Below are 25,182 nucleotides of genomic sequence, written 5' to 3' on the forward strand. Positions count from 1 at the left end.
AGCACTAAGCACCTCTATAACGGATGATTTAGCTATTGTATAGTGGCCATTAATATTCACCTTATCGCATTAGTTATTATTAAATAAAGTGCCACCCATTGTTAATGTTTGAAAGTCATGATAACAATAGCCTTCATCATTAACGATTAGCAGGTTGCTGCACCTGTGTTTTTCGGCCGCGAAAGTGCTTAACCCAATACACTAATAAACTAGGGCCAATGTACATAGTTAAACCATATACCCCTGCGGCAATAGCATACTCAGGTTCATGCAAAAAACTGATCGCAATTAATATTGCCAAAGCCGCATTTTGCATACCAACTTCAATGCCTAACGTTAGTCCATCAATAATGGATAATGAGCACAACCTAGCCAGTAATAGCCCCATCATTACCGATAATATATTCAGTGAAATACTCGCCAGAAAGACTTGTTCAAATGATTCGAGTAACAACTCACGCTCTTTGATTATCAGGGCAATAATCATAGTGAGCATAAAAAACAGTGAAAACCGCCTAAAATACACTGCCACTTTTTGTGCCCAAGATGCGTAATGGTGCCGAATCACTATGCCTATCAATACAGGCAGTAAAGTAATCAGCACCAGCCCTAAGGCCGCTGCCAAAATTGAAAACTCTGTCGCTTGATCACCTACAAATAACAGCACCGAGTAACCAATAATAAACGGCGTGGTAAACACACAAATTAATGTGGATAACGCCGTTAAACTGACTGATAGTGCTAGATTTGCTTTAGCTAAATGACTAAAGACATTAGACATAGTGCCGCCGGGACAAGCTGCAAGGATCATCAAACCTACCGCCAATGCAGCATTAAGGTCTAACGCGATACAAATACCTAGCGCCAACAAAGGCAGCAGAATCACTTGCCCAAGCAAACCCACTATAATGGGTTTAGGTGTGCGCCATAAGCGCGTAAAATCTTGCTGAGTTAAACTCAACCCCATACCAAGCATAATAAAGGCCAATGCCAGCGGTAATAACACCTCAGTAAAAATTGACGCTTCCATACATCCCCCCCTGATGTCCATTGATGTCCATTGATGTCCATTGATGTCCATTGATGTTATTTATCCCTGCAGGTACTTTCTACTGGCACTTTTTGCTGACGCCTATAATCACTGTTTGCTCTCGCTTTAATCAAGAAAACGACTATCTTGAGCAAGCACTTGTTGGAACAAGGGCTGAAAGTTACCCCATGTCACCAAGTCAGAACCATTAAACTGACGGGTTTTAGTGGCAATTTCATCGCTAATAAGCTGCATATTGCCCGCTGCTTGTGCCAATAATTGACTATGGCAACAACTGTCCATCATCACAAAGTTAGCCACCGCAGCATCTACTGATTTAGCCACGGTTAACAGCCCATGGTTTTGTAAAATAACTGCGGTATTATCAGCTAATGATTCAGCAATCATATCGCCTTCACTTAATTCAGCGACAACTCCTGTGAACGCATTAAACACACTGTGATTTTGATAAAACATACAAGCATCTTGGGAAATTGGCGCTAATAACTCACCCGAGGCAGAAAAAGCGCGACCATAAGTGGTATGCGCATGAGCAATGGCATTCACATCCGGTCTGGCATGATGGATCCTAGAATGAATGGCAAAAGCGGCATTATTAATGGCAGAGTTCCCCTCAATAATATTACCCTGGTGATCAACCCTAACTAAGTCAGAGACTGTAATGTGGCCGAAGTACATCCCAACAGGATTGACCCAAAAAGTCTCTGGTTCAATGCAGTCACGCAAGGTAATATGCCCTGCTAATCCTTCATCAAATCCTTTAAGGGCAAACGCCCTAAAACCTGCCGCTAAGCGCTGCTTTTCATATTCACGTTGCTCTAGCGGATCGCTAAATGTCGCTGGCATTGGTAGCTTATATTTCTCACTACCTATGGTCATGCGCTTCGCTTGTTCCATCATATGACTATTCATTAACTGTTCCTTTTTTAACTCATGTTAATCTAATGTAAATAGTCGTAAGATAAATAAAAGTGATATAAATTTATGGCGAAACATTAATATGATGCATAGTAAGATTGATTTAAATTTGTTCTTAGTGCTCAAAGCTGTCTATCAAGAAGGCAGTATTACCGCCGCTGCGACTAAACTGCATCTTACCCAGCCAGCGGTTAGCCACGCACTAGCACGATTACGAGACAAATTTAACGACCCACTGTTTATCCGCCACGGCAGAAAAATGGTGCCTTCATCCGTTTGCCAGAACATTATTCCCCAAGTGATTGACGGATTAGCAGTGTTAGAGCAAACACTGTCAGACAATACAGCCTTTGATGTCAGTCAACATCAGCGGGAGATTAAGTTTGGTTTTCGCGATATTTTAGAATCGATATTTTTCCCAGTATTGGTCACTGACTTACTGACAAATACCCCTAATATCACAGTAAATAGCCGTCAAGTTACACAGGTTGAAATGGAGCCCGCGTTAATGCATCAAGACTTAGATATTGTCATTGATGTATTAATGCCAACCCATGACGATATTCGCCACACACTAGTGTGTAATGAGCGGTTTTCGTTAATATGCCGCCAAGGTCATCCGATATTGCAAGACTTAACCTTAGCCAACTATGTTAATTTCCCCCACGCCTTGGTCACCTTAAAAGATTCCAAAGTTGACCTCGTGGATATGGCGTTAGCGATGCACGGGCTTGCGAGAAAAATAGCCTTGCGATGTGAGCATTATTTTGCCGCCACCAGCGTGATCAGTCGCAGCGATATGTTACTGACTATGCCAAATGCTTACGCCAGTCTACTCAAAGATAAAATGCCCGTGAGTGTGGTAGAGCTGCCCTTTGAAGTACCCGATTTACCTGTCTATATGTATTGGCATAAACAAGCGGAGCATGACCCATTAAATGGTTGGATGCGGGATAAACTGTTAAAAATAGCAAAGGAAGAGTTAGACTTAAGGGTTGAGCACAAGCAGCCATAAAAGAACTCGTAACTCACACACTCCTTATTCTACAAAAGGGGGCTTTGTGATGTAATAACACGCTGACTTACAATCACTATAGCGCCTATTTTATTATCGTCTAGACACTCAATACTCTATTACAGCCAATGAAAAGCCAACCAACATAGCAACCATGTTATTTTGATCCATATGCTAGTAATTGAATCGATAACTGAGCTATTTCATGGTTTAGACATGAAATAAGTACCATCATAATTCACTTTATTGCATGAGTTATTACAAAGCGGTCTATTTAAAACAGCGGTTGACGATAGACAGCAACAAGCGGGTTCACCATAATCTCCTTTCAAAATAGCAGGCACACATAAACATATGAAAAATATATCATTTGTTTAGTTTCTGTTTAAAGTTTGTTATCAAAAATAATTAGTTGGTCTTGTGGAAATAAATAAAAATCAAGCGGTGATGGCCGTTGCCATTTTGCTATTAACCTTAGTGGTTGGTGCGACTCAATTAGCCAATGACGGGCTGTTTTTACGCTTGTTATTAGGCCTTAGTTTAGGCTTTGCGTTAGCCAAAGGCGCCATCGGTTTTGCAGGCAGTATTAACCGCGCTTACCGCCGCGGCTCTACTCAATTATTGCAAACCCTGATGTTCATGTTTGTGATCACTGCCATCATCAATGCCGGTTTATTGCTTAACGCTGATAGCCAGCACTATGATTTATGGATTAACCCCATTAATGCAGGGCTATTGATTGGCGGCATCATGTTTGGCGCAGGTATGAGCTTATCCAGTTGCTGCGCAACGGGGATGATGGTGGAGTTTGTCAGTGATGTGCCAAGAGCAGCAATCACCTTAGTGTTTTTTGGCGCGGGGGTCTTTTTTGGCTTTCCATTGCAAAGCAGCCAAAGCTGGATAACGGATAGCTGGTTTTCATCAGCAAGCTATCAAGGTAAAGGGGTGTTTTTACCCGACTTGTTTGCTGGCACGCCGCTAAATGGTTACTTCATGTCCATTTTAGTGACCATAGTTTTAGCGTTAACCATGGTGATTATTGCCAAGAAATATGAAAACTATCGCCGCCGTAAAGGTTCATACTTAGGTGTGGCAGGTGAAATAGAGCGTCAACAGCTTCAATCCCAAAGCGTTAACCGTGATGCAGACACACAGTTCACGTTATTTAGCCGCAAAACATACCAAAACTGGCTTGCCAGCCTGTGGCAAATGCGCACCACGGCATTAGTCATCGCAGTTATTTTTGGCATCATGATGGCAAGTACCGGCTCAGGCTGGGGCGCATCGACTCCCTTTGGTATTTGGTTTGCTAAAGGTTTGATGTTGTTTGGGGTTGAAATGAACACCATTACTGAAATAAGCCAACGACCAGAAGCCATGTTCAGTACGCCTTTTTTTGAACACGGGGTATCAGTACAAAACTTCGCGATTTTCTTAGGTACACTCATCGCGGTGTTATTTATGGGTAAATTTAAATTCTCATTTGCCATAAACCACTCAACAAAACAGCTGGCATTGTTTGCTTTAGGTGGACTGTTAATGGGCTTTGGTACACGCTTTGCTAACGGCTGTAATGTCGGCGCCTTGTTCACCCCCATTGCTAATTTCTCATTATCTGGCTGGGTGTATTTACTGGTACTTGTCATCGGCGCCATTGCAGGTAACCGTTTCCAACAAGCGGTAATGAAATAAGTTACTGATAGACTAGACAGCAAAAAGCCCGCTTATCTTTCGATAAGCGGGCTTCGTACTATTAGGTGAGCTGGCCGATAAGCCGGGTCCTGTCTTGGACAGTTATTCATCTAGGCCTGCAATCGCTCACAGGCTCAAGCGACCTACCCGGTCCCAACGCGAGCAGCGCCATACGGGACCCTATTTGGTCTTGCTTCGGATAGAGTTTACCTTGCTACGAACTATTACTAGCCGCACGGTGCGCTCTTACCGCACCCTTTCACCCTTACCAACCGAAGTTGGCGGTCTCCTCTCTGCTGCACTTGTCGTCGGTTTACACCGCCCAGGCGTTACCTGGTATCCTGCTCTTTGAAGCCCGGACTTTCCTCCCCGTTCTTGCGAACGCAGCAACTGTCTGGCCAACTCGGCGCGGATTATAGCCTAAGCCACTGCAACACACCAACTAAAATATGGCTTTATGGCAAACCATATGAAGCTGAGGTAAACAGGTTGAGCTAACTACTCAGCTCAACCTATTCTCTATAGACCGATTTCTAAACCGTATTTGTAAAGCGCATTCTTTTTAAGGCCGTAGATTTCGCCAGCCAATGCCGAGGCTTTTTTAAGTGGCAGTTCTTTACATAGCAATTTTAAAGTATTGATCACCACTGTGGGTATTTCTGAATCACTGTCACTGCGGTGACCATGGATCATTAATACGATTTCGCCTTTTTGCTGATTTAAGTCATCTTTAACTTGTTGCAGTACAGCGCCTGCTGCGCCAGATAAAAAGGTCTCAAAGGTTTTAGTCACTTCACGGGCCATGACAATTTCACGGTCTTCGCCTAATGCCGCCACAATTGACTCTAAACTGTGCACTATGCGATGTGGTGATTCATAGAAGATTAAGGTTCTTGAGTCTTCTTTAAGTGCTGATAATTTGTCTAAACGGCCTTTTTCTTTTGAAGGTAAAAAGCCTTCAAATGAAAAACGATCTGAAGGTAATCCTGATGCACTTAAGGCGGTAATTGCTGCGCAAGGGCCCGGCAACGGAATAACATTGTAACCTGCTTCACGCACCTGTTTGACCAAGTGGTAGCCAGGATCTGAAATGAGCGGCGTGCCCGCATCAGAAATAAGTGCCACAGCTTCACCATTACTCAGCTTTTGAATAATCCACTGGGCTCTGTCACGTTCATTATGATCATGCAACGCCGTCTTACGGGTTTCAATGCCAAAATGACTGAGCAATTTACCACTATGACGCGTGTCTTCACAGGCAATAAGTTTAACGTTATTAAGCACCTCGATTGCACGGCTGCTGATGTCTCCTAAATTGCCTATAGGAGTGGGAACGATATAAAGTGCGACCGATAGGTCCATAACTACCTCTGTATTGACTATCATCAAGACTTTCGCCAAGTGAAAGAGCAGGTTAAACTAGAGTCAGCATCTTACCAGAGTGAAGCCCTGTGTTAAAAAGACTGAATACAACTAAATTTGTTTTCGCCGCCATTTTATCAGCCGTGTTATTTGGTTGTGCGACTCAACCTACTGAAAATAAACAGGCTATTGATAGCTCAATGGCATCCGTTGAACAAACGGCTAATGTTTATTTATCTGCAGCAAGCAATGCTAAACAGCCGCAAATTCGCGACCGCTATTTGCTACTTGCCGCCCATGCTTATATCAATGATGGCAATTTTGTTGCCGCAAGCAAGCTTTTGACCTCGATGAAAGCTGATTTGCAAAGTGATTTAAGCATTCAGGCTGAGTATATTTACCTTTCTGCGCGGGTGGCTGAAAACACCAGCTCAGATGCCGATGCATTAGCAATTTTACGCTATCCTAACCAATGGAAATTACCCCAGTGGCAAAGAGTCACTTATCATCAATATAAAGCCCGCTTATTTAATCAAACTAAGCAGCCTATTGATGAGCTTAGACAATTAAGTTTACTCAGTTTATATCTTCCGCAGCAGCAAGCCTTTGAAGTGAATGACACTATTTGGCGTACGCTACAGCCACTGCATGAAGAAACCATTAAAAGCTTTATGAGTGACAACAGCAATCCCACCTTTTCAGGCTGGTTACAGTTAGCCTATATTGCCAAACATTATGCGGTTGACCCATCACAGCTAGTTCGCTACTTAGGCGAATGGCAACAAACCAATCCTAATCACCCAGGTGCGAGCAAGCTACCTTCTGATTTAGAGCAAGCCTTAAATGCCAAGCCGTTTAAACCGCAAAATATTGCGGTGCTATTACCGCTTACGGGCAGCCGCGCTGATGTTGCTGAGCCTATTAGACAAGGTCTGTTAGCCAGCTATATGGCCGCAATTGAAGACAATGTGGAGCTTAATTTTTTTGACACCAACCTTGGGGTTGAGCAGGCCTATCAAGCTGCTATTGCTGCAGGTGCTGAATTTGTGATTGGGCCGCTATTGCCTTCAGCAGTTGAAGAGCTGCAAGCCCTCAATGAGCAAGGCTTACTCACTGTGCCGCAGCTGTATTTAAATCAAACCGACAGCTTTACCCCAAAAAATGATCAGTTTTACTTTTCGTTATCGCCAGCACAAGAAGCCAGTGATGCCGCGCAAAAACTGTATGAAGATGGCATCACGCTACCGTTATTGTTAGTCAGTAATGACTCAACGGGTAAACGTATGGCAGAAAGCTTTAATAAAAAGTGGCTTGAGCTCACTGAAGACAATGCTGAAGTCCACTTTTATGATCGCGGCGATCAGATGAAGCTAACAGTACAAGAAGCCTTAGGTGTTAAAGACAGCCAAGCGCGAATTGCTAGAATAAAAGAGCTGATTGGCAACAATATTGAAGCTGATTTTCGCTCACGTCGTGATATTGATGCTATTTACATGATCTCAGCCGCAAAAGATTTAGTGCTATTAAAGCCCTTTTTAGACGTCAATTTTAGTGTGTTTGCCGATCCGGTTGCCCTGTATACCACCAGCCGCAGCCGTTTAAGTGGCAGCTCGACTCAATCGGCTCAAGAGCTTAACAACCTGATGATCAGTGATATCCCTTGGTTAATGGGCACGAATACTGAAACCACCATGGTCAAAAAACTCTGGAGCAATTGGAATAACAGCCAGAAGCGTTTATACATCATGGGTTATGACGCCCTTGATTTAGTCAATCGTTTAGCGCAAATGCGCGCCTTTCCTGGCTACCAGTTCAATGGCCGTAGTGGCGCATTATCGGTGGATGAAAATGGCGTAATTGAGCGTAAACTCAGTTGGGGTAAATACCAACGAGGCCAGCTGCGCCCATTATGATGTCGTCAACTGTGGGTCAAGGCCAACAGGCTGAATTAACCGCGCGCACTTACCTTGAACAGCAAGGCCTTAAGTTTGTGGCTCAAAATCAGCGTTACCGCTTTGGTGAAATTGATTTAATCATGCGCGACCAACAAACTTGGGTCTTTGTTGAAGTAAAATTTCGCTCATCAACCCAATTTGGCGGCGCACTCACCGCCCTGTCTGCAGCACAGATTTCTCGCATCAGAAAAGCAGCCCAACAGTATATACAAACCCATAAAATCAATGCCCCATGCCGTTTTGATATGGTTGCCATTAACACAACCGACATTCAATGGCTTCAGGGGTGTTTTTAAACAGCCATTTTTAGCTATAATGCTGCTCAATTGAAGAAATAAAGCATGCTAGCAACACTTTACCTTGTAAGGATTTAACCCATGTTAGAACGTATTAAAGATAGCTTTACAGAGTCAATTCAAACCAAGATTGATGCTGCTGAAGCATTACCAGAGTCGATTGAGAAAGCGGCTGAAATGATGGTGCAATGTCTTTTAAGTGGTAACAAGATCCTAGCCTGTGGTAATGGTGGCAGTGCAGGTGACGCGCAGCATTTCTCAGCTGAGTTATTAAACCGCTATGAAATTGAGCGTCCACCGCTACCTGCTATCGCGTTAAGTTGTGACACTTCAACCATTACAGCTATTGCTAACGATTACAGCTATGACGAAATTTACTCAAAGCAAATCATGGCACTGGGTCAACCAGGTGATATTTTATTAGCAATTTCGACCAGCGGTAACTCAGGTAACATCATTAAAGCCATGGAAGCTGCATTAAGCCGTGACATGACTATTGTGGCATTAACCGGTAAAGACGGCGGCGCTATGGCGGGCTTGATGAGCGCTGGCGATGTTGAAGTACGAGTTCCATCCAATGTCACTGCGCGTATTCAAGAAGTTCACTTATTAGCAATTCACTGCTTATGTGACAATATTGACCGCACTCTGTTCCCACAGGACGAGCAAGCATGATAAAAACGGCTCTTGTCATAGCAATACTTTTCCTTCTTCAAGGCTGCGCTGGCGTGGTGATGGTTGGTGCTGTTGGCGGGGCCAAAATGGTCAATGATGAGCGTAGTATGTCGACACAAATCAGTGATACCAATGCCGACTTTGAAATTACCAGCGCACTGTCTAAGCATGAAGATATTCATAACCAGACCAATATTACCGGTGTGGTGTTAAACAGTAATGTATTGATGATTGGTCAATCTCCTAACTCAATGTTGCGGGATAAAGCCATTAAAACGGTACAAGAGCTGGAAATTGGCGGCAAATTACATAATCAAATTCGCATTGGTAACCCTACCTCATTTACCACTCGCAGCAACGACACTTGGGTAACAACCAAGGTTAAAACGCGGATGCTAAATGAGAAGTCTTTGGATGTGACCCGAGTTAAAGTGATCACGGAAAACGGCGAGGTATTTTTACTGGGGTTAATCGATCGCGAACAAGCGGATATTGCGGTTGATATCGCCCGCAATACTTCTGGTGTACGTAAGGTAATCAAAGTATTTGAGTACGTCGATAAAGATGACTAGCTCAATAACTCATCATTAGACTGCCAATAAAAAGAGTTTGTATAGACTATTTTTATTGGCTGTTGCTAATGAGTAACCTTCTATTATTGCGTTTCGACCAACCTATTAGCCAATACTTTACGCTTGGCTATCAAGACTTTTCCACATATTGAAACGAGTGTTGTCGGCAGCACAATCAACCCAGCTCCCAGCCAACCGAGCCCATCTAACCATTCCCCAAACCATACCCATCCAAACATGACACAAAATAGTAATCCTGAGTATTCAGCCACGGCGATTTCAAACCATTAGCCTTTATTGGCAGCTCACAAAAAGCCAGCTTGATGCTGGCTTTTTTTGTCTTAAAAAAACAGATACTACACAATCATACCGATTTTCTCGTAGACCTTTTTGATCGTCTCTTCTGCACGAGCTTGTGCCTTTTCAGCACCGGCTTTAAATACTGCATTAAGATAATCTTCATCGGCTCTAATCTCACGGTAGCGCTCTTGCAGCGGCTCAAGCATAGCGACAACTGCTTCACCGGTAGCGACTTTTAAGTGACCGTACATTTTGCCTTCAAAGTCTTTTTCAATTGACTCGATTGACTGACCATTACAACCTGACATCAGGCTTAATAAGTTTGAAACGCCTGGTTTTTCTTCAACGTCAAAACGCACCACTGGTGGCTCTTGGCTATCGGTCATGGCTTTTTTCACTTTCTTCATAATCGCTTTAGGATCATCAAGTAAACCAATAACGTTGTTACGGTTTTCATCCGACTTAGACATTTTCTTAGTCGGCTCTTGCAGTGACATGACTTTTGCGCCCGTTGGCGGAATAAACGGCTCTGGCACGACAAACGTATCACCATAGGCATTATTAAAGCGCGTCGCGATATCACGGGTTAGCTCTAAGTGCTGCTTTTGATCTTGACCAACAGGTACTTCGTTAGCTTGATATAGCAAGATATCTGCAGCCATTAATACAGGGTAATCAAACAAGCCAACATTGATGTTGTTTGCATGCTTTTGCGACTTATCTTTAAACTGGGTCATACGGCTTAGCTCACCCATTTGGGTGTAACAGTTTAACGCCCAGCTCAGCTGTGTATGCTGCGGAACTTGAGATTGTAAAAATACCGTGCTTTTTTCAGGGTCGATACCGCATGCAAGGTAAATAGCTAAGGTATCTAAACAGGCTTCACGTAGTTTCGCAGGGTCTTGTCTTACAGTAATTGCATGTAAATCAACTACGCAATAAATACAGTCGTGGCTATCTTGCATGTTAACCCATTGACGAAGTGCGCCCATGTAGTTACCAATACTCAGCTCACCTGATGGTTGAGCACCACTAAACACGATAGGTTTTGCAGTCATTCGTTTATTGCTCCATTGATGTTGCATTCATTTCAGCGGATAAATTCAGTAGCGCTAAAATTTCATTAAATTGTTCACATACTGCCGTTGGGCTGCTCAGGGCGATATCTTCACCGTAGTTGTAGCCATAGGTCAAGCCAATTGAGCTTAGACCGGCAGATTTCGCAGCGAGTATGTCATTCTTTGAGTCACCTACCATAAGCAGTTGTGCTGGCTCAAGTTGCCATTGCTGCAAAATATGCGTTAATGGCAATGGGTCGGGTTTCATTTTTTCTAACGAGTCGCCACCAAGTACAAGATCAAAAAACGCACTTATACCAAAAGACTCAAGTAACGGTGTGGTAAATTTGTACGGTTTGTTAGTCACAATTGCCATGTTATAGCCAGCAGCTTTTATCTGCTTCAAGGTGCTTAACACGTTAGGGTACAAGCTACTGTGTTTTTCTAAATGAAGCCCATAGTGGTGCATAAACCTTGGCATAACTTGCTCTAATTGAGCGTCAATAGCCTGCGTATCAGTCACTTGTGGTTGAGCAAACATTAAAGCGCGGCGCATTAACATATTGGCACCATTGCCAACCCAGCTTCTAACTTGCGCTTCTTGTGCGTTAGGTAATGATAACTCTGTTAGTGTTGCATTAGTTGCCGCAGCTAAATCAGGAACGCTATCAATAAGTGTTCCATCTAAATCAAAAGCGATGGCTTTAATATTAGAAAATACTGTCATAATTAGCCTTCAACTTTTGCTAGTTCATCACGCATTTGATCAACAACTACTTTGTAATCAGGTTGATTGAAAATAGCAGAGCCTGCGACAAACATATCGGCGCCTGCAGCGGCGATTTCAGCAATATTATCTACTTTTACCCCACCGTCGACTTCTAAACGGATGTCATAACCGCTGGCATCAATAATGTCACGCACTTGCTTAAGCTTAGCCAGTGTCGATGGGATAAATGACTGGCCACCAAAACCTGGGTTTACTGACATTAATAAAATCACATCCAATTTGTCCATCACATGGTCAAGGTAATGTAATGGTGTACCAGGATTAAACACTAAGCCTGCCTTACAGCCTGATTCTTTAATCAGCTGTAGGCTGCGATCAAGATGTTCTGTGGCTTCTGGGTGGAAAGTTATAATTGATGCGCCTGCTTTAGCAAAATCAGGAATTAGACTATCAACAGGCTTAACCATTAAATGTACATCAATATCAGCAGTAATGCCGTAGTCCCGCAACGCTTTGCATACCATAGGGCCAATGGTTAAATTAGGCACATAATGATTATCCATAACATCGAAATGAACAACGTCAGCACCGGCATCTAAAACGGCTTTAACGTCATCACCTAAACGGGCGAAATCGGCAGATAAAATAGATGGGGCAATCAAAAATGGACGCATAGTCTTCTCGAGGCGGTTATAAGTGACAGTATTTTACCCTTTGCAGAGAAATCGCTCTAGTCTCAATCGCTAATAAAACTTTTTCAACAGCAAGAAATGTAAATTTTAGTGCTATGTCGATATTAAGTTGATCTAGATCACACATGATGACTGTTCAATATCTAAACAAACTTGCTATAATGCGACACATGTCACTGTGTATTGTGAACAATCTTCTGCTAGGCAGCGTATATGCCAATGTAGATAGATGATTAATCCCTTTTGAATAATTTCTGAAAGTATAAGACAAGGATAGCCCTTATGATGTGCCGTCAGCTAAAAATGAGTACTAAGCAAACAGGTAAAGTAACATTAAAACCTGCTGTTAGCTTATTTTCGACTAGCGCATTAATGCTTGTTGCCTACTTTTTCATGTCAGAAAGCGAGCCCGCCTTGCAAGCTCAGCAATGTGATTGCTCTGACAATGTTGCCTATAACGCGAGTTTACCCAGTAGCCATCCGACTAACCGCTGTGCAGTTGATTCAGATAATGTCAGTTGGGGAAGTTGGGTAACAGGCAATAGCCGCTCAAGTCAGTTTCACTTTTTAGATTTATTGGAGTTACTGCATAGTAATGACCACAATAGACCAATAAGTGATATGCCAACGAATAACCCTAACGCACTTTAATGTCTATTTGGCAGGTATTTACCAGTACTATCGCCGCATTTTTTGGGGTGCAAACGGAAGATAATCGCCAACGTGATTTTAAGCAAAGTCGATCACCCTTACCCTTCATCTTTATGGGCATTGCACTGGCAGTGCTGATGGTTTTATCGCTAATATTGATTGTTAAGCAGGTACTGAGCTAAGCCACTATTTATCAGCTAAGCCTTTGCTTAACTCAAGATTTAATCAATAACTTCTTGATAATGATGATCATATAACGCCATCACTTCAGCTACTTTCTTACGTGAATTACCCTTTTGACTAATATTGCGCTGTACGTCTATCGAGGCCATTTTTGCGCCGCGATATAGCTCTCGAGTCAGTGGAATATCATGATTACTGATCAGTACCGGGATATCACGCTCAAGTGCAGTGTGGCGAGACTTTCTCGCTAATAGCGCTTGGTCGTCAAGACTAAAACCTGGGCCGGCATAGGTCGTAAAACTTGCTGTAGTTGATAGCGGAGCATAAGGAGGATCACAATAAATGACATCACCTGCTTTTGACATATCAAATGCTTGCTCGTAACCCACACACTCAAAAATCGCTTTTTGAGCTTTTTCAGAAAAATAACGCAGTTCTTTTTCAGGAAAATAAGGTTTTTTGTAAGAACCAAACGGGACATTAAAGCCGCCTTTACGGTTATAACGGCATAAACCATTAAAACCATGACGATTCATATATAAGAAATAAACGGAGCGTAAAAACGGATCTTGAGTTTGGTTAAACTCTTCACGCACTCGGTAATACTGCTCTTTTACGTTCATCTCTGGAACAAACATGGCCTTTGCTGCTGCAATGTATTTCTCAGGCTGACTTTTAACAATATTATAGAGGTTAATTAGATCATGATTAATATCGCATAGCAGATATGAGTCGTAGTCAGTATTGAGAAACACTGATCCTGCACCGACAAAAGGCTCAACTAGCCTTTCACCTTGAGGTAAATGTTTTGCTAGCTCATCAACGAGTTTAAATTTTCCACCCGCCCATTTAAGAAAGGCTCTATGCTTTTTAGTCATGAATACCATTTACTAGCAAAATTAAAGCAGATGATTGTACTCTTTTTATTGAGAATAATCATTGCTGATTTAAGGGCTTTAACTAATTAATTTGAACTAAGTTGATAACCTTGAAGATCGCTGAATTTTCGAACCCAAGGGGCACTTAAACCGAGTTCGGTTTGTAATTTAAGCGCTTTATCTTGTGCTTGGCTGGCGTTATTAAACTGCCCAAATAAGACAACATGACGTTTATTATAATTAGCACGAATTACAGCGGTTTCATTATCTAATTTTAACAAGATACTGTTAAGTGATTTGGGTTCGATAACGCTCGCCAGTTGTAATGTGTAACCCGCTCGATATTGCAGCTCGGCTAACGCTTCATTGGCTGTGGCAATATCGTCAGTATTGCTCAGCGCTGCACTGTTGTCAGTAAGCTGTAGCTTATCGGTTTCAATAATGACCAATGTCTCATCAACTTCAGCGGTATCAATATCTTCATTTACCACTAACTCAGCTGCTATTAATTCACCAGCCACTAATTCAACAGCCACAGTATGAACGCTCTGGTAATCCTGTTGAGTGTTTGCTGCTTCGATTTCAACTGCGCCACTTTTTGTAGTGCTGGTTAATATTTGCTGCTCAGTAAACAGCTGTAAAACAAGATCGCTTGGCTCATTAGCCGCTATTAAAGATTGCTGAGATGGCAAATGTAATTGAAGCCAAGGCAATAATAAGCTTTGGCCATAATGATGGTTTGCCCATTGCGCTGGAGATTCTGGCGCTTGGTAAGCCCTAAAGTTAACTTGGTTTGCTTCAATAGATTCTGCTGCGGGTTCATTATAAAAAAAACCGACAATCGCTAAGGTTAAGCACAGCAGCAAGCTGATCACCCCTAAGGGAAAATATTTTGGCCAGCGTTTTGGCTCTTCAACCTTATCCTCAAGCGCAAGCTTAAGTAACTCAATCACTTCGGTAGGAGTACCCATTTGTTTTTCAATTTGTGATTGAATGATTTCGCGAGGTATAAATGGCGTTTTATTGCTTCTAACTAATAAAGTGCGATATAGGCCTTCACGTTCAGCTAAGGATAATGGCTCTACCTCGACATGAAGCAATAAATCCTTCATGGTTTTAGTTAATTCATTAAACTCTGCAAATGATTCAGTGGTGACCGTAAAAGTCAGTGATACCGGTTTATCCGCACAACGGATTTGAGTCAGCACTATACATTCTGCCCATAATTCTTTAGGCAGCAAATGTGCATCATCAATAATGATATGCAGCGGTTTTGTTAAGCTAGATTGGATGCGAATTAAGGTATCTGATAGCGGTAAGGTATCATCAAAAATTGGTGATGAAATCAGTTGGATCAGTATTTTACGCCGAATTTCAGCACTATCAGCGTGCATTGGGCAGATAACCAACGCAGAGTTATAGTTATCAAGCTCGCTCGCCAATGCTGTAACTAAGGTGGTTTTACCTGAACCTTTAGCGCCGCAGACTAATACTAGCTGCTCACTATAGCTGGCAATATGTTGTAGCCGCTGAACTAAAGCTTCTTGGGAAGGTAATAAAAGCGTTTGTTGAATGTCCACAGCTCCACCATTAGACAAAAAAGCTTAAACTTGGCTAATGACGTCAGCTAATAAAGACTCTTCAACATCAGAGAATACATCAGCAGAGCCTATTGAGGTGGGTAAAACCAATCGAATTTGACCCGCGAGAACTTTTTTATCTCGCTGCATATGCTTAATAAAGTCAGCAAAGTTCATTGAATCAGGAGAGCTTATCGGTAAATCAAACGCCAACATCAAACGAATAATTCTATCGACATCTTTTTGCTCGATTAGACCTAACTTTTGCGATGTTACCGCCGCCATAATGGTTCCGGTAGCAACAGCTTCACCATGTAACCATACACCGTAGCCCATTTCAGCTTCGATAGCATGACCAAATGTATGGCCTAAATTTAGCAGTGCCCGTACACCACGCTCTGTTTCATCTTGGGTAACGACATCAGCTTTTATCTGGCAGCATTTAGCAATCGCGTAGCTTAATGCTTCGGTATTTAATGCTTTTAATGGAGCAACATTTTGCTCTAACCAGCTAAAAAAATCGCTATCCCAGATAACGCCATATTTAATGACTTCTGCCATTCCTGCAGCAAACTCTTTTGCAGGTAATGTCGATAAACAATCGGTGTCAATTAATACCAGTTGTGGCTGATAAAAAGCCCCAATCATATTTTTACCAAGCGGATGATTTACTGCGGTTTTACCACCAACAGAAGAGTCCACTTGAGATAATAAGGTGGTTGGAATTTGAATAAACTCAACTCCCCGCTGATAGCAAGATGCAGCAAAGCCGGCCATGTCACCAACGACACCGCCACCTAGTGCTACGATTACACAATCACGGGCATAATTATTTTCTAACAGTGCAGAAAAAATTAAATTTAAGTGAGTTAAATCTTTATATTGTTCACCATCCGGCAATACAACCACACCTATATCACTACAAGATGCCATAGCTTGCTGCGCTTGTTTCAAGTACAGCGGAGCAATGGTGTCGTTAGTGACAATAAGTGCTTTTTTACCGGAAAGGTAATCGGTGAGATAAGCGTTTTGTTGCAATAAATTCTGGCCAATATAAATGGGATAACTTCTTACACCTAATTCAACCTGAACTTGTTGCATAAACCTACCTAAAAACCGAGTTGCTCAATAATTTGATTTGCGACAATCTTCGCGCTTTGTTCATCAGTCTTAACTATTACGTCTGCAATCTCTTCATACAAAGGATTACGAACGTCAGCAAGATCTTCAAGCACTTCACGTGGATCATCTACCTGAAGTAAAGGTCGACGTTTATCACGTTGAGTACGAGCCACTTGCTTATCAATTGTTGTCTCAAGGTATACAACGATACCGCGAGCCGACAGATGATTACGAATGTCTTTGCTTTGTACAGATCCGCCGCCAGTAGCTAGGACAATGCCCTGCTTTTCCGAAAGGTCGGCGATGACTTGAGCTTCACGTCGACGAAAACCTTCTTCGCCTTCAACGTCAAACACCCATGCAATATCTGCACCTGTGCGTTGCTCAATCTCGTGATCTGAGTCGTGGAAATCTAAATGCAGCAGTTGGGCTAAGTGACGACCAATTGTGCTTTTACCTGCGCCCATAGGGCCTACCAGAAAAATATTGCGTTTTTCAGCCATTGTATATACGTCTGAATCTTATATGAAAAGTATGCCTTATCGACTTAAACTCAAGCCGACCTATTATTTAACCTTGCTCTAATGAGACTTGACGGAGGATTATCTCAGTTATGCACCAGTTGTTGCAAGTGATGTGAGCGATTTATAGTGAGTTTATTAAAAATAAATAATTTAACCCTAGATTCAGCGAGTTTAAAAAATGACGGTATGTTTAATGACCTTAATATAATCAAGCAATTAATTATTTTAAGGCAAAAAAATGCCAGCAATTAAGCTGGCATGATTATTTTTTGCTGTTACAGCTTTTCAGTCACGATTTTCGGTGTCACGAATATCAATAACTCTTGACGTTCATTTGTATCTGATGTGTTTCTGAATAAGAAACCAACCAGAGGAATGTCACCTAATACTGGCACCTTACTAACTCGACTGATTAAGTTCTGCTGGTAAATACCGCCTAATACAATGGTTTCACCATTATCAACAAGCACCTGAGTACCAATTCGCTGAGTATCAATAGAAACCGCTTCACCCGTACCAGTTGAAACAACTTCACCACGGGTATCTTGAGTAATTTCTAAATCAAGAATGACACGGTCATCTGGGGTAATTTGCGGGGTTACTCGTAATGACAACACTGCTTTTTTAAATGACACAGTTGTGGCACCACTTGAGGCAGACTCCACATAAGGGATCTCTACACCTTGTTCGATATAGGCCGCTTTTTGGTTTGAAGTGGTAATACGTGGACTCGCAATAATTTCGCCTTTATTTTCTTGCTCTAACGCGCTTAGCTCTAAATCAAGTACGGTTCCATCAGCCATTTTCGCCACACTAAATGCAATACTGGCAGCATTAGAGGCCGAAGAGGGCAAGTTCACATTCAAGCGATCGCTTAGTGCAGGAATAACCCCAGCAACAATATCATTAGCGCCTTCTAGTGACCCAGAGGTACCTCTTTCACCTTGTTGATCAGTAATTCCCCAACGAATGCCTAAATCTTCAGAGACGTTATCCTTAACCGTCACCATTCTGGCTTCAATTAATACCTGCTTAATCGGGATATCCAGTACTTCAACTAAACGATGAATAGTTTCTAAAGTATCTGCGGTATCTTTGACTAATAAAGTATTGGTACGTTCATCAACCGCAACGCTACCGCGATTTGACAATAAGCTTGAATCAGCACTTTTCATCAACTCGGCAATATCGACCGCTTTTGCATAGTTTACCTGAATATATTCAGAATAAAGCGGCGCTAACTCTTTGACTTCTTGCTTGTTAGCCAAATCTTGCCTTTCTCGAATAGCCAGCTCTTCACTTGGGGCAACCATTAAGATATTGCCTTCAATACGCTTATCCAACCCTTTGGTTTGGAGAATTAAATCTAGCGCTTGATCCCAAGGCACATCATCTAAACGTAGAGTGATATTGCCTTCTACGGTATCACTGGTGACCAAATTGAAATCATTATAATCAGCAATAATTTGCAGTACTGTTCTTACAGAAATATTCTGGAAGTTAAGCGACAAAGAACGGCCATTATATTTTTTGTCATCCTTAGCAACGATGGCACGTTCTACTTTATTAATACTCACTTTGAACACATTACCGTCTTGCTTGTATGTGTAATCATAGTTGCCATCAACATCGACCATCAAACGTGCAGTTAAGTCTTCTTTAAAGGTCTCAAAGCTCGTAACTGGTGTATTAAAGTCTTGTACATCCATCACATATAAAAGCTCGCTTTTAATATCTGTGTTATACAATTTCACTTCTAATTTAGAGCCAACCTGAGCTACGTTGGCAGCAACAGAGCGATTATCTAAATGAATTAATAAATCGCCACCACCATTTTTATTGCGGCGAAAATCAATAGTATCAATGCCATTTACAAATGGGTTATCAGCGCTATCAGGCCCAGATACAGTATCGTTAACCGTTAAACGGTAAGTATTACCTACCACTTTGCCTTGATAAGGTTTTACCTCAGCTAAATCTACAACGATGTTCAGTGCGCCATTTTGTTGAGAGGTTTTTAAACTCTCAACCCCAACTCTATCGATAGTAATATCGTCTTTATCGAGGCTTGAAATACTATCGTCAAAACTTAATAGAATTTGAGCAGGTGACGCCTTCAAATCAACTTCAGGCTGAACAATGTCAGATTCGAACACCAATTCTAATTCTAATTGGTGATCAACAATAGAATGATACTTTACATCCACTAATTTATTCGCAGCTAACGCGCTTGGTAATGCACCAAGCAACAACACAGCACCAAGTACGGTTCTGAACAGTGATATTTTTGTGGTCGATTTTTGCATCGAGGCAGAAGATTTCATTATTCCCTCATCCTTCGCATTATTTGCCAGAAAGTTCTAAGTTGCTTGCTCTTTCAGCCCAGCAACCTGAACCATCAGGAATTAATTCTATAATTTCAATGTATTGCGGTGTGACTTCAGCTATTTTGCCATGGTAAAGTCCAAGATACTCACCGACACCTAAGCGATAAACATTGGTATCTGATGATTCAACTAAGGCCCAAACTGTGCCATCTTCACTTAACGTACCGCGCATTTTTAAATTATCTATAGCATACGTTTCTAAGCGCCCTTTACGACGTTTCAAATCTGGCTGTAAACAATCTCTACTTGTGTCAATCACTTCCTCTGTGAGCTCTCGAGAAGGTGGAACAAAAGGACTTCGCATAAGCTCTGCTTGATAGGCAAAATGCTCAAACTTAGGTGTTTCTTTTAACGGAGGAATGCGAGCAACATGCTGGGATTTAGTCGTTGTTACAAACAACTCCAAATCACTTCTGTCACCAATACAACCTGTTAGCAATAGCATGATGAGTAATAAGGGTAAGAGTTTCATTATTTCTTCCCCTTCTTATTCGCAGGTACTTTCGCACCTTCTTTAAATCGATAGGTTTTAGCTAAAATATCCATCGATAGACTACCTGAATCATCACGCTTAATGACAAAGTCATGCAAGCTGACAATCCGCGGCAATTTTGCGACACCGCTTACCATGCTGCCTAATTTATGATAATCACCTACAACTGACATTTTTATCGGGAATTCTAAGTAGAAATCACGCTCAATTTCAGTATCCCAATCTAAGCTATTAATTCGCAGTCCAGCATCTGTTGCTACGAATGTGGTGTCATCCAGTAAACCTGGCATTTCATTTTCAGATGGTAACATTTTTAAAAGTTCTGCAAACTGAGCTTCCATTACCACAAGTTGCTCACGATACAGTTTTAAGTTTGCCGCCAAACGATATTTAGTTTGAAAGTCTTCTTTTAGGGTTATTTCTTTTCTTTCTTCAGCATTAAGGACATCTATCGCATCGGAAATAAATAAATAATAACTGGCGCCAAGTACACAGATAGATAAAAAAGCAGCAAATACAATTTTAACTAATGCAGGCCAAGCGCCAATATTTTCAAAATCAATATCATTAAACTGCTCTAAGTCAAGATTCATTGCTGACCTCCTTGGCTTGAGCCAGTACTGATTTGGTCATCAAAAATAGTCACTCTTAATCTAAACTTTTGCAATTGTCGTAAGTTTTCATTATGACTAACAATTGACTGCATGCTTGGATCATTGAGGTATTGAGATGTTTTAACTTTTCTCATCATATTCGCGACGTTATTATTAGATTCACTGCGACCTTCAATCCACAACAAGCTACCTTTCTTTTCAATACTGGAAAGATAAATTCCTGGCGGCACAATTCTAACTAGTTCATCTAATACATGTGTTGGCAAATTACGAGATTGCTGCAGGTCTAGAATAATTTTAGTGCGACGTTCAATATCATCTTTACGCGCTTTAATTTTTCTAATTTCGGCAATTTGCGAGTCTAATAATGATATTTCAGACTGTAAGTATGAATTTCTAGCACGTTGATCGTCGATAACGACTTCAATAAAACTCAATGCCAGAAATACAATTAAACAGGTCATTAAAAACACTAACGCTAATATGCCAATAAAGTCTCGTTTGTGTTTTTCTCTGGCCTCTTCACGCCAAGGTAGTAAGTTTATGTTCGCCATTGAGCGTAACTCCTAAGCGCTAAACCACATGCAACCATATATTTACTGATACTAGGTTCTATTTGGTTTTTAATATCATCATCAGCATGTAAACAACCTTGAAAAGGGTTAGCAACAATTGAATGCACCCCTAAGTCATTAGCCAATAACGTTGTCATACCTTCAAGTTTTGCAGTGCCACCACTTAAGACAATATAGTCAACTTTATCTTTGCCGTTGGCAGTGCAGTAAATTTGTAAGGTACGTTTTATTTGTTGTAATAATTGGGTTTGAAATGGAGATAACACCTCAAACATATAATTGCGTGGTAAATCACCTGTGACTTTAGCATTTTCAGCTTCATCGTAAGACATACCGTAAAACGATAGAATTGATTGGGTAAATAACTCACCGCCAAATGCTTGCTCACGAATAAATGTCGTTTCGCCATTTTCTACAACCGCAAATGTCGTCATATTGGCGCCAACATCCACTAGCACAACGGATTTTTCATTGGCCCCTTCAGGAAGTTGAGCCAGAATAAGTTCTGCTGAACGCCCTAAAGCATAAGCTTCAACGTCAACCACTTTGGTATCAAGCTCAATTGCATCAAGTGAATCCATTCTTGAATCAATGTTGTCAGTACGGCAAGCACTTAATAACACATCTACCTTTGTTGGGTCGGTAGTGTTGGGATTAAGAGTTTCAAAGTCGATACTCACTTCATCAAGTGAATAAGGGATAAGATTATCTGCTTCAATTTCAATTTGCGCTTCCATTTCTTCTTCATTTAATGAAGCGTCCATGTAAATCACTTTTGTCATCACAGCAGAACCAGAAACAGACACTGCGGCAGATTTAATACCTTTCGGTAGTCCACGCTTTATGTGCCTTAATGATTCAATAACAGCTTCAGAATCACGAATTTCATGATCAACTACAGCTCCTTTTCGTAAAGGAGCTGATATATAATTTTGAATTTTATATCCATCAGCAGTCTTACCCAGCAATATGGCCTTTATTTCATGGGATCCAATATCGATCCCCACCATTTGCGGAGCTTGACGCTTCCAAAATTTAGAAAGCATATTCCATCATCGCATTTATTATTTTATATTTTAAAATAGATTAGCACAAAATCAACTCGTTATAAGTATTTGTATAAAATGTTTCTACATTTTACAACTAGTTTTTTTTTGTTTTCATGTTTTTACTTCACCAAAAACCCTCCCGCTTATATACTAGAAGCCATATTGTCGAACTTTGGATTATTTTGGTGAAGTGGTTTAAACGAATACTTATTGCTATTTTTAGCTTAACTTTATTGGGCGTCGGCACCATTGTCGCTGCTTATTTCTACGTTTTACCAGAATTACCGGATGTAAACTCGCTTAAAACGGTCAAACTACAGACACCTTTAAGAATTTATAGTCAAGATGGTTTATTAATTTCTCAATTTGGTGAAAAACGACGAATACCGGTTGAATATGAAGATGTGCCTCAGCAATTAATTAATGCGGTATTAGATACCGAGGATGCACGTTTCTTTGAACACCAGGGTATCGATCCTATTGGTATTATTCGCGCAGCCGTTATTTTGGTTACTACAGGCAAAAAAAGCCAAGGCGCCAGCACCATTACTCAGCAAGTGGCTCGAGGCTTTTTCTTATCCCGTGAAAAAACCTATATTCGTAAAACGAAAGAAATTTTTCTTGCGCTAAAAATTGAAAAAGCATTATCTAAAGAAGAAATCCTCACATTATATTTAAACCGCTCATTTTTAGGTAACCGTGCCTATGGTGTCGGCGCTGCAGCTCAAGTGTATTATGGCAAAGATTTAGCCCAACTTTCTCTGCCAGAAATGGCCATGATTGCCGGCTTACCCCAAGCGCCTTCTGCAGCTAATCCAATTCGTAATCCGAATCGTGCCATGACACGCCGTAACTGGGTTTTAGGCCGCATGTTGGAAAAACGCAATATCACCGAGACACAATACCAAGAAGCCATAAATGCCCCTATAACCGCGAAATATCATGGCGCAGAAATAGATCTATATGCACCTTACGTTTCTGAAATGGCACGTGATTATATGGTAAATAAGTATGGTGAAGAAGACGCCTATACTAATGGTTATAACGTTTACACTACCATTTCTTCAGATCTGCAATTAAAAGCTCAAAGCGCCCTACGCGATAATGTGTTTGCTTATGATCAGCGTCATGGCTACCGTGGAGCAATTAGCACCTTGTGGACAGATACACCTCTGGCCACCAGCGACATTATAGAAAACCTTAAAACGACCTCTGCAGTACAAGGAATTATTCCAGCAGCTGTCATGTCGGTTAGTGAGCAACAAGCAACTTTACTGAATACTAAAGGTGAAGAAGTTGTCATCCAGTGGAATGGCCTGAAATGGGCTCGCAAATTTATTAACGATCGCCGTCAAGGTAAGCCACCTAAAACAGCAGCGGATATTTTAACTGTCGGTGAAAAGGTATGGATTAGAGATAATGGCGAGTTTTGGCAATTATCTCAAATTCCACAGGTTTCAAGTGCAACGGTTTCATTAGAACCAAGCGATGGCGCTATTCGCACTTTGGTGGGCGGTTTTAGCTTTAGTCAAAGCCAGTATAACCGTGTTACCCAGGCCAAGCGTCAATTAGGCTCTAATATCAAACCGTTTATTTATGCTGCCGCGCTTGAAAAAGACTACACCCTTGCAACATTAATCAATAATGCGCCGATTAATAAGCCCGATACTCGTCAAGGTACGGCATGGCGACCAAAAAATTCACCTGACATTTATGGCGGTCCAACACGTTTACGCATTGGCTTAGCTCAGTCTATCAACGTAATGTCCGTTCGTACCATGCGTCATATTGGCTTAGATAACACCATAGATACCTTAGTTGACTTTGGATTTGACCCTGCTGATTTACCACGAAATGAATCTGTCGCTTTAGGGTCCCCTTCAGTAACACCACTGCAAGTCGCCACCGCCTTTAATGTCTTTACTAATGGCGGCTATTTAGTTGAACCTTATTATATTAGTAAGGTTACTGACTCATATGACAATGTCATTGAAAAAGCGTCGCCTGCACTGGCCTGCACCCCAGATGTCAATGAGATTGATGATGCGACTAATAAGACAACCAACAGCATTGATGACCCTTTTGCAGCAATGGCTAATGAGTTTGTTAGCTCACAGCAAGCGCCAGTTGAAACTGAAAACAGCTTAGACAATACACTTGCTAGTGCTGAGACTAGTTCTAATATTAGTGATACTGGTATTGCTGCTTGTGGAGATGAAAACGCGCGCTACGCTCCTAGGATCATTTCTGAGCAAACCGCCTTCTTAATTACTGAAGCCCTCAAAAGTGTAATCTGGGGTGGCGGCAATTGGAGTAAAGGCACAGGCTGGAATGGTACCGCTTGGCGAGCATCACGCTTGATAAAGCGTCGTGACATTGCAGGTAAAACCGGTACCACCAATGAATCCCGCGATACTTGGTTTAGTGGCTTTAACCCCACTCTCACCTCGACATTCTGGGTTGGTTTTGACGATCACAGCCGTAAACTAGGCAGAACCAGCTGGGTTGCCGATGGTCCTGAAAATCAAATATCAGGGGCTGAAGCTGGGGCAAAAACAGCAGGGCCTGGTTGGAATGATTTTATGAACCAAGCGCTCACGGGTACCGAAGAAGTTGCGAGCATTCCACCTAAAGGGATTATTTCGGCGCGTATTGACTTAGCTAGTGGCAAATTAACCCGTAAAACAGATTACACCACTTCATTTGAATATTTTATCGAAGGCACTGAGCCGACTGAATATGCCACAGAAGAAGTTATCGAAGATGATCTGTTTATAGAGAATCCGGCAGATGATTTATTTCAGTAAATA

24 protein-coding genes, 1 other RNA gene and 1 pseudogene are annotated in these 25,182 nt (G+C 41.6%); 9 read left to right on the top strand and 17 right to left on the bottom strand.

From position 1 onward, the window contains the following. Positions 1-139 precede the first annotated feature (139 nt). Both BCU94_RS05085 and BCU94_RS05090 read right to left on the bottom strand, forming a co-directional pair. Positions 140-1,030 (bottom strand): bile acid:sodium symporter family protein, encoded by an 891-nt coding sequence (locus BCU94_RS05085; RefSeq protein ID WP_102440326.1) that lies wholly within the window; start codon positions 1,028-1,030, stop codon positions 140-142. A gap of 126 nt (positions 1,031-1,156) precedes the next feature. Continuing rightward, a complete protein-coding gene (locus tag BCU94_RS05090; protein WP_102440327.1) occupies positions 1,157-1,963 on the bottom strand; it encodes a class II aldolase/adducin family protein in 807 nt (268 codons plus the stop codon). Positions 1,964-2,051: 88 nt separating this feature from the next. Here BCU94_RS05090 and BCU94_RS05095 point away from each other — a divergent pair, with 88 nt between their 5' ends. Together BCU94_RS05095 and BCU94_RS05100 are read left to right on the top strand one after the other, a co-directional pair. After that, complete coding sequence (locus BCU94_RS05095; RefSeq protein WP_102475807.1) at positions 2,052-2,984, top strand: LysR family transcriptional regulator; 933 nt, start codon at positions 2,052-2,054, stop codon at positions 2,982-2,984. 420 nt (positions 2,985-3,404) lie between these two features. Further along, positions 3,405-4,676, top strand: a complete 1,272-nt coding sequence (locus tag BCU94_RS05100; RefSeq protein WP_102475808.1) for a YeeE/YedE family protein — start codon at positions 3,405-3,407, stop codon at positions 4,674-4,676. A gap of 62 nt (positions 4,677-4,738) precedes the next feature. Here BCU94_RS05100 and rnpB read toward each other — a convergent pair. Then, positions 4,739-5,082: RNase P RNA component class A (gene rnpB / locus BCU94_RS05105), an RNA gene on the bottom strand. Between the two features lie 113 nt (positions 5,083-5,195). After that, entirely contained in the window at positions 5,196-6,038 is an 843-nt protein-coding gene (rsmI, locus tag BCU94_RS05110) for a 16S rRNA (cytidine(1402)-2'-O)-methyltransferase (protein WP_102440330.1), read from the bottom strand. Between the two features lie 89 nt (positions 6,039-6,127). Between rsmI and BCU94_RS05115 the strand changes: the two genes are divergently transcribed. The 4 genes from BCU94_RS05115 to BCU94_RS05130 all read left to right on the top strand — a co-directional run bounded on the left by BCU94_RS05115 (position 6,128) and on the right by BCU94_RS05130 (position 9,536). Beyond that, positions 6,128-7,951 (top strand): penicillin-binding protein activator, encoded by a 1,824-nt coding sequence (locus tag BCU94_RS05115; protein WP_102475809.1) that lies wholly within the window; start codon positions 6,128-6,130, stop codon positions 7,949-7,951. Positions 7,952-7,962: 11 nt separating this feature from the next. Further along, on the top strand, positions 7,963-8,289 hold the full coding sequence (locus BCU94_RS05120) for a YraN family protein (protein ID WP_102440355.1): 327 nt from the start codon (positions 7,963-7,965) through the stop codon (positions 8,287-8,289). 81 nt (positions 8,290-8,370) lie between these two features. Continuing rightward, the gene (locus tag BCU94_RS05125; RefSeq protein WP_076541969.1) at positions 8,371-8,964 is read left to right on the top strand and encodes a phosphoheptose isomerase; all 594 of its coding nucleotides are present in this window, start codon (positions 8,371-8,373) and stop codon (positions 8,962-8,964) included. Next, a complete protein-coding gene (locus tag BCU94_RS05130; protein ID WP_102440332.1) occupies positions 8,961-9,536 on the top strand; it encodes a BON domain-containing protein in 576 nt (191 codons plus the stop codon). Before BCU94_RS05125 ends, BCU94_RS05130 begins: the two co-directional genes overlap by 4 nt. An 83-nt stretch (positions 9,537-9,619) precedes the next feature. Here the strand turns inward: BCU94_RS05130 and BCU94_RS19735 are convergent. The 4 genes and pseudogenes from BCU94_RS19735 to rpe form a co-directional block, all read right to left on the bottom strand. Continuing rightward, a pseudogene (locus tag BCU94_RS19735) lies at positions 9,620-9,817 on the bottom strand (EamA/RhaT family transporter); the annotation flags it as partial. 75 nt (positions 9,818-9,892) lie between these two features. After that, positions 9,893-10,894 carry a tryptophan--tRNA ligase gene (gene trpS, locus BCU94_RS05140; protein WP_102440333.1) on the bottom strand — a complete coding sequence of 334 codons (1,002 nt, stop codon included), beginning with the start codon at positions 10,892-10,894 and terminating at the stop codon, positions 9,893-9,895. Between the two features lie 4 nt (positions 10,895-10,898). Next, complete coding sequence (locus tag BCU94_RS05145; RefSeq protein ID WP_102440334.1) at positions 10,899-11,621, bottom strand: phosphoglycolate phosphatase; 723 nt, start codon at positions 11,619-11,621, stop codon at positions 10,899-10,901. 2 nt (positions 11,622-11,623) lie between these two features. After that, entirely contained in the window at positions 11,624-12,298 is a 675-nt protein-coding gene (gene rpe / locus BCU94_RS05150; protein ID WP_102440335.1) for a ribulose-phosphate 3-epimerase, read from the bottom strand. Positions 12,299-12,598: 300 nt separating this feature from the next. Here rpe and BCU94_RS05155 point away from each other — a divergent pair, with 300 nt between their 5' ends. Beyond that, on the top strand, positions 12,599-12,967 hold the full coding sequence (locus BCU94_RS05155; RefSeq protein WP_102440336.1) for a hypothetical protein: 369 nt from the start codon (positions 12,599-12,601) through the stop codon (positions 12,965-12,967). Beyond that, a complete protein-coding gene (locus tag BCU94_RS05160; protein ID WP_076541979.1) occupies positions 12,967-13,149 on the top strand; it encodes a DUF2970 domain-containing protein in 183 nt (60 codons plus the stop codon). The genes BCU94_RS05155 and BCU94_RS05160 overlap by 1 nt, the downstream gene beginning before the upstream one ends. Positions 13,150-13,188: 39 nt before the next feature. Here BCU94_RS05160 and BCU94_RS05165 read toward each other — a convergent pair whose 3' ends face one another. From BCU94_RS05165 to BCU94_RS05205, 9 genes are all read right to left on the bottom strand, one after another. Continuing rightward, entirely contained in the window at positions 13,189-14,028 is an 840-nt protein-coding gene (locus tag BCU94_RS05165; RefSeq protein ID WP_102475816.1) for a Dam family site-specific DNA-(adenine-N6)-methyltransferase, read from the bottom strand. An 86-nt stretch (positions 14,029-14,114) separates the two neighbouring features. Further along, positions 14,115-15,608: an ATP-binding protein gene (locus tag BCU94_RS05170; RefSeq protein WP_102475810.1), complete on the bottom strand. Its 1,494-nt coding sequence runs from the start codon at positions 15,606-15,608 to the stop codon at positions 14,115-14,117. A gap of 24 nt (positions 15,609-15,632) precedes the next feature. Continuing rightward, positions 15,633-16,709, bottom strand: coding sequence for a 3-dehydroquinate synthase (gene aroB, locus BCU94_RS05175; RefSeq protein ID WP_102440338.1), 1,077 nt, complete (start codon positions 16,707-16,709; stop codon positions 15,633-15,635). Positions 16,710-16,717: 8 nt separating this feature from the next. After that, positions 16,718-17,233: a shikimate kinase AroK gene (gene aroK / locus BCU94_RS05180; RefSeq protein ID WP_076541984.1), complete on the bottom strand. Its 516-nt coding sequence runs from the start codon at positions 17,231-17,233 to the stop codon at positions 16,718-16,720. A 296-nt stretch (positions 17,234-17,529) separates the two neighbouring features. Then, positions 17,530-19,578, bottom strand: a complete 2,049-nt coding sequence (locus tag BCU94_RS05185; protein WP_102440339.1) for a type IV pilus secretin PilQ family protein — start codon at positions 19,576-19,578, stop codon at positions 17,530-17,532. Positions 19,579-19,597: 19 nt separating this feature from the next. Beyond that, positions 19,598-20,113 (bottom strand): pilus assembly protein PilP, encoded by a 516-nt coding sequence (locus tag BCU94_RS05190; RefSeq protein WP_102440340.1) that lies wholly within the window; start codon positions 20,111-20,113, stop codon positions 19,598-19,600. Further along, the gene (locus BCU94_RS05195) at positions 20,113-20,727 is read right to left on the bottom strand and encodes a type 4a pilus biogenesis protein PilO (protein ID WP_076541990.1); all 615 of its coding nucleotides are present in this window, start codon (positions 20,725-20,727) and stop codon (positions 20,113-20,115) included. Before BCU94_RS05195 ends, BCU94_RS05190 begins: the two co-directional genes overlap by 1 nt. Further along, positions 20,724-21,302 carry a PilN domain-containing protein gene (locus BCU94_RS05200; RefSeq protein WP_102440341.1) on the bottom strand — a complete coding sequence of 193 codons (579 nt, stop codon included), beginning with the start codon at positions 21,300-21,302 and terminating at the stop codon, positions 20,724-20,726. The genes BCU94_RS05195 and BCU94_RS05200 overlap by 4 nt, the downstream gene beginning before the upstream one ends. Continuing rightward, a complete protein-coding gene (locus BCU94_RS05205) occupies positions 21,290-22,369 on the bottom strand; it encodes a pilus assembly protein PilM (RefSeq protein WP_102440342.1) in 1,080 nt (359 codons plus the stop codon). The genes BCU94_RS05200 and BCU94_RS05205 overlap by 13 nt, the downstream gene beginning before the upstream one ends. Positions 22,370-22,557: 188 nt before the next feature. Here BCU94_RS05205 and BCU94_RS05210 point away from each other — a divergent pair, with 188 nt between their 5' ends. Then, a complete protein-coding gene (locus tag BCU94_RS05210; RefSeq protein WP_198590854.1) occupies positions 22,558-25,179 on the top strand; it encodes a PBP1A family penicillin-binding protein in 2,622 nt (873 codons plus the stop codon). The last annotated feature ends 3 nt before the right edge of the window (positions 25,180-25,182 follow it).

Origin of the sequence: Shewanella sp. 10N.286.52.C2, from assembly GCF_002874545.1 — a bacterium.
Lineage (GTDB): Bacteria > Pseudomonadota > Gammaproteobacteria > Enterobacterales > Shewanellaceae > Shewanella.